The organism is Synechococcus sp. OH2, assembly GCF_047462155.1.
Taxonomy (GTDB): domain Bacteria; phylum Cyanobacteriota; class Cyanobacteriia; order Thermostichales; family Thermostichaceae; genus Thermostichus.
In genome coordinates, this window is record NZ_JANSIR010000107.1 from 2125 (window position 1) to 6370 (window position 4246).

4 protein-coding genes are annotated in these 4246 nt (G+C 60.0%); 3 read left to right on the plus strand and 1 reads right to left on the minus strand.

Features of this window, described 5'->3' with window-relative positions; all coding sequences use genetic code 11:
• Positions 1-196 precede the first annotated feature (196 nt).
• Positions 197-1603, minus strand: a complete 1407-nt coding sequence (gene dnaA, locus NW835_RS10750) for a chromosomal replication initiator protein DnaA (RefSeq protein ID WP_414364792.1) — start codon at positions 1601-1603, stop codon at positions 197-199.
• Positions 1604-1843: 240 nt separating this feature from the next.
• On the opposite strand from dnaA, the gene rpmH reads away from it, so the two are divergent.
• The 3 genes from rpmH to NW835_RS10765 form a co-directional block, all read left to right on the plus strand.
• On the plus strand, positions 1844-1984 hold the full coding sequence (gene rpmH / locus NW835_RS10755; protein ID WP_011434477.1) for a 50S ribosomal protein L34: 141 nt from the start codon (positions 1844-1846) through the stop codon (positions 1982-1984).
• A 59-nt stretch (positions 1985-2043) separates the two neighbouring features.
• Complete coding sequence (gene rnpA, locus NW835_RS10760) at positions 2044-2424, plus strand: ribonuclease P protein component (protein WP_414415278.1); 381 nt, start codon at positions 2044-2046, stop codon at positions 2422-2424.
• Positions 2425-2499: 75 nt separating this feature from the next.
• A partial coding sequence (locus tag NW835_RS10765) for an AAA family ATPase (RefSeq protein ID WP_414415279.1) occupies positions 2500-4246 on the plus strand: 1747 nt, incomplete at its 3' end.

Consider the following 4246-nt stretch of genomic DNA (forward strand, 5'->3'; position numbering starts at 1 on the left):
ATCAGCCCAGCCCCAAGAAGCAGCATACCCAGGCAAAGCCCTTTACCAGATTGCCCTATCACCTGCAACCCCCGCCCCTCCCGTCCTCAACTGTAGCTGCTTCCAAAAGGATCTTTTATGCAAACTCACGAGGGTCGCGGCTCTCAGCAGCGTAGGATGAGACCACAAGGAGGGCCCGACAACGGCAATGCAAAGACTAGCTGTTTCGGCTGTTGGCCATGACTCGCAGCCGCTGGGCCAGGTTTTGCAGTTGCCGCTCGAATTGCAGATTTTCCCGCTGCAACTGGCTAACTTTCTCACAGCTATAGAGAACGGTGGTGTGATCTTTTCCTCCAAAGTAATCGCCAATTTTGGGCAAGCTGAGGTTGGTGTAGTGGCGCATCAAAAACATAGCAATTTGCCGCGCTTGGCTGATGTCTCGCTTGCGGGAGGATCCCAATAAGCTTTCTCGGTCGATGCCGAATGCTTCACAGACTACGTCGATAATCATGTCGGGCGTGATCTCCTTGGGCTCACTGGGAGGGTTGAGAATGGGCTGAATGGTCTCCACACTCATCGGCAGGCCGGAAATGGAGACGTAGGCAACAGCACGGATGAGGGCACCCTCCAGCTCGCGGATGTTGCTGGTGTAGGTGGTAGCAATGTATTCGATGACCTCAGACGGCAGGCTCATCCCCTCGTACTCGGCTTTTTTCTTGAGAATGGCCATGCGGGTCTCGATGTCCGGCGGTTGAATTTCCGCAATCAAGCCCATCGAAAACCGAGAACAGAGCCGCTCCTGCAGCCGAGGGATGAGGTGAGGGGAGCGGTCGGCGGCCAGTACGATCTGTTTGCCTGACTCATGCAGCGTATTAAAGGTGTGGAAAAACTCCTCTTGGGTGTACTCTTTGCCTTCGATAAATTGAATGTCGTCCACCAATAAAATATCCACATCTCGATAGTGCTCCCGGAAAGACTGCATGCTGTCTCGCCGGATGGCGTCGATTAAATCGTTGGTGAAGCGCTCGGTGGACACGTAAAAGACTTTGGCCTGGGGATTCGCTTCCAGTTGGTAGTGGCCGATGGCCTGCATGAGGTGGGTTTTGCCCAACCCTACTCCGCCGCAGAGAAACAGCGGGTTGTAGGCCCGCCCAGGCTTGTCGGCCACGGCCAAGGCCGCCGCATGAGCCATGCGGTTGTTGGGGCCAACCACGAAACGCGAGAAGGAATACTTGGGGTTGAGATCCGGAGCTCGCATGGGCAGGCTGCCGCTCACCTCCAGCCCCAGGGTGGCGGAAGCCGGAAAACTGCCGGCCCAGCGGGAGGTTGAGGCCCCAGCCGCTGTTGAAGGAGGGTCTTCTTCCACCAAGGCCTGGGGAGCGACGGAAAACTCCACCTGCAAAGGGATCCCGGCCACCCGCTGCACCACCTCAGTAATGGTGGAGGCGTAGTGCTTTTGCAGCCAGCCCCGCGCCCATTCGCTAGGAGTCGAGATGGTGAGGCGATTGTCCACCAACGACTCAGGCCGCGCCGTCTTGATCCAAGCCTCAAAGGTTGGACGGCTGAGCTGCACCTGTAGATGCCCCAGAGCTTCGTCCCAGAGTTGATCTAGGGAGATATCCACACCACACACCCAGAACGACACAGCCAAAGCCCAAAGAGAACAGGGGCGCCAACCCAGTGCCTCTGCTCTCTCGACTTGGACTTGGGATTCCCAATTTAGCTGCTCGGCGTGGGGCGGCCAATCTAGCAATTTTCCGTCGAGCCTGCTAGAATGGCACCTTGCTGATTGTCTGCAAGTGGACTGGGCTTCCCCCTCACCAGCCGCAGCAGGCCTTGTTGACATGATGAGTGGGTCTACACCATGACTCAGCGTACCCTTCGTGGCACCAATCGCAGACGCATTCGCGTCTCTGGGTTTCGGGCCAGAATGCGCACAGCAACCGGTCGGCAAGTCTTGCGGCGGCGGCGGGCCAAGGGGCGTTATCGCCTGGCTGTTTCTTGAGGCGCGATCCGGCTTTAAGGGCAGGGCCCTTTGTTGAATTCAGGGTGGGATCCGCCACCATGCTGCCTGCTCCTTATCGCTTGCGGGATCGGCGAGCTTTCCAGGCGCTTTACCAAGCGGGGCAGCGTCGTTCTAGTGCGGGCTTGACCCTTCTGTTTCAGCCGATGCCCCCAGGGTGTGAAGGGATCCCCAGCCAGGTGGGGTTGGCAGTTAGCAAAAAAGTGAGCAAATCGGCGGTACGGCGGAACCGGCTGCGGCGTCGCCTGCGGGAGGCCATACGGCCTCTCTGTCCAAACCTAAAGCCTGGCTACCAGTTGCTGCTCATCCCCAAGCCCAACCTGCTCACCTACAAGTGGCCAGAGCTACAGGCAGAGGTGCATCGTCTTTTGCAAAAGGCCGATCTGCTCGTCGATCCAAGCCCAGATCCTGGGCCTTCTTAGAGGCTGGGCAGGCTGCACTACCCGTGCTAGCCTGGTGCCATCATCTGCTGCTGGTTGCACCAGATATGGGGTGGGATGTACATTAAGCGGATCGAGCTGACCCGATTTAAGTCGTTTGGCAGCACGACCTCGCTGCCCCTGTTGCCGGGTTTTACGGTCATCTCCGGCCCCAACGGCTCCGGCAAGTCTAACATCCTGGATGGGATCCTATTTGCGCTGGGGCTGTCTTCCTCACGGGGGATGCGGGCAGAGAGGCTTTCGGATCTGGTGCATTCCGGCAGCCTCAACAGCAACCGGCGGGTGGAGACCCACGTTTCCGTCACCTTCGATCTGGGGCCGGGAGAAGATGGCCAGCCCAGAGAATGGAAAGTCAGCCGTCGGCTGCGGGTCAGCCCCGGCAAGGGGGAGGATCCCGACTCCCTGCCCTACACCAGCACCTTCTACATCAACGATGTGCCCTGCACCCTGAGCGAGCTGCACGAGCAACTGGAGGCGATGCACATCTACCCCAACGGCTACAACGTTGTCTTGCAGGGGGATGTTACCAGCATCATCTCCATGAACTCCAAGGAGCGGCGGCAGATCCTCGACGAATTGGCGGGGGGGGCCACCTTCGACCGCAAGATCGCCCAGGCCAACGCCAAGCTGGAGGGGGTGCGAGAACAAATTGAGCGCTTCCGGCTCATCGAGCAGGAATGGCAAGCCCAAAGAGAGCGGCTGCTCAAGGAGAGCGAAAAGGCGCAGCAGTACCAGCAACTGCGGCTGCAGTGGCAAACGCTGGAGCAGCAGCAACAGGTGTTGCTCTGGCGGCATTTGCAAGCCCAAGTGGAAGCAACCCAGGCAGCCATTCGTCAGCTTTTGGCAGCTCAGGAGCAAGCCACTGCTCAGGTGCAGACCTTGAGCGAGCAGTTGCAGCAGGCCGAAGCCGCCCTGAGCGAGCTGCAAAGCCGCATCCACGCCCTGGGGGAGGAAGAATACCTGCACCTGCAGGCCCAGATCGCTGCCACCGAAGTGCAACGGCAACAGCTCAGCCAACAGATCGCAGCCTGGCAGCAGGAAATCGAGCAAGCGCAGCGCCTGCAGCAGGAGCACCAAACCCAACAGCAGCACCTGCAGACAGAGCTGGAACACCTGCAAAGCCAACAGGAGCAACTGGCCCAAGCCCAGGGATCCCTGCAAGCCCAGGTGCAGAAAGCCCGAATCAGCCTGGAGCAAAGCCGCGAACAACTGCGGGCCCTGGCCCAATCTGCCGAGGCCTGGGTCAAGCAGCAGCGCTACCTCACCCGCCACCTCGAAGAGATCCGCGCCGAACAGGAGCCTCTGCAGCAGGAGCAAATTCGCCTGCAAGAGCGACAACGGCAACTGGAACGGCAAAGCCAGGAGACCCAGGCGGAGATCGCCCAGATCGAGACGTGGCTGGGATCCCACCTGGCCCTCACCGCCGAGCTGGAACAGGCCTGCCGGCAGTCGGAAGCCCAGGTGCAGGCCCTGGCCCAAGAGCTGGCGCAACTGCAATCCAACCTGGAGCTGGATCGCGCCACCCACGAGCGGCTGGCCGCCGAGTTCCACGCCAAGCAGCGGCAACTGGACAAATGGGAGACCCGCCGCCAAGTGCTGCAAGAATCCCAGGGATCCCGCGCCACCCAGGCCATCCTGAGCGCCCGCCTGCCGGGAGTTTTGGGATTGGTGGCCCAGTTGGGGCAGGTGGATCCCCAGTATCAACTGGCGCTGGAGATCGCGGCAGGCAACCGACTGCACTTTGTGGTGGTGGAAGATGACAGCGTCGCCGTCAGCGCCATCAACCTCTTAAAGCGGGAAAAAC

Excerpts from the sequence above, each read along its gene's own strand:
- rnpA (WP_414415278.1), top strand. The coding sequence starts at position 2,044 with ATGCTGCCTGCTCCTTATCGCTTGCGGGATCGGCGAGCTTTCCAGGCG.
- rpmH (WP_011434477.1), top strand. The coding sequence starts at position 1,844 with ATGACTCAGCGTACCCTTCGTGGCACCAATCGCAGACGCATTCGCGTC.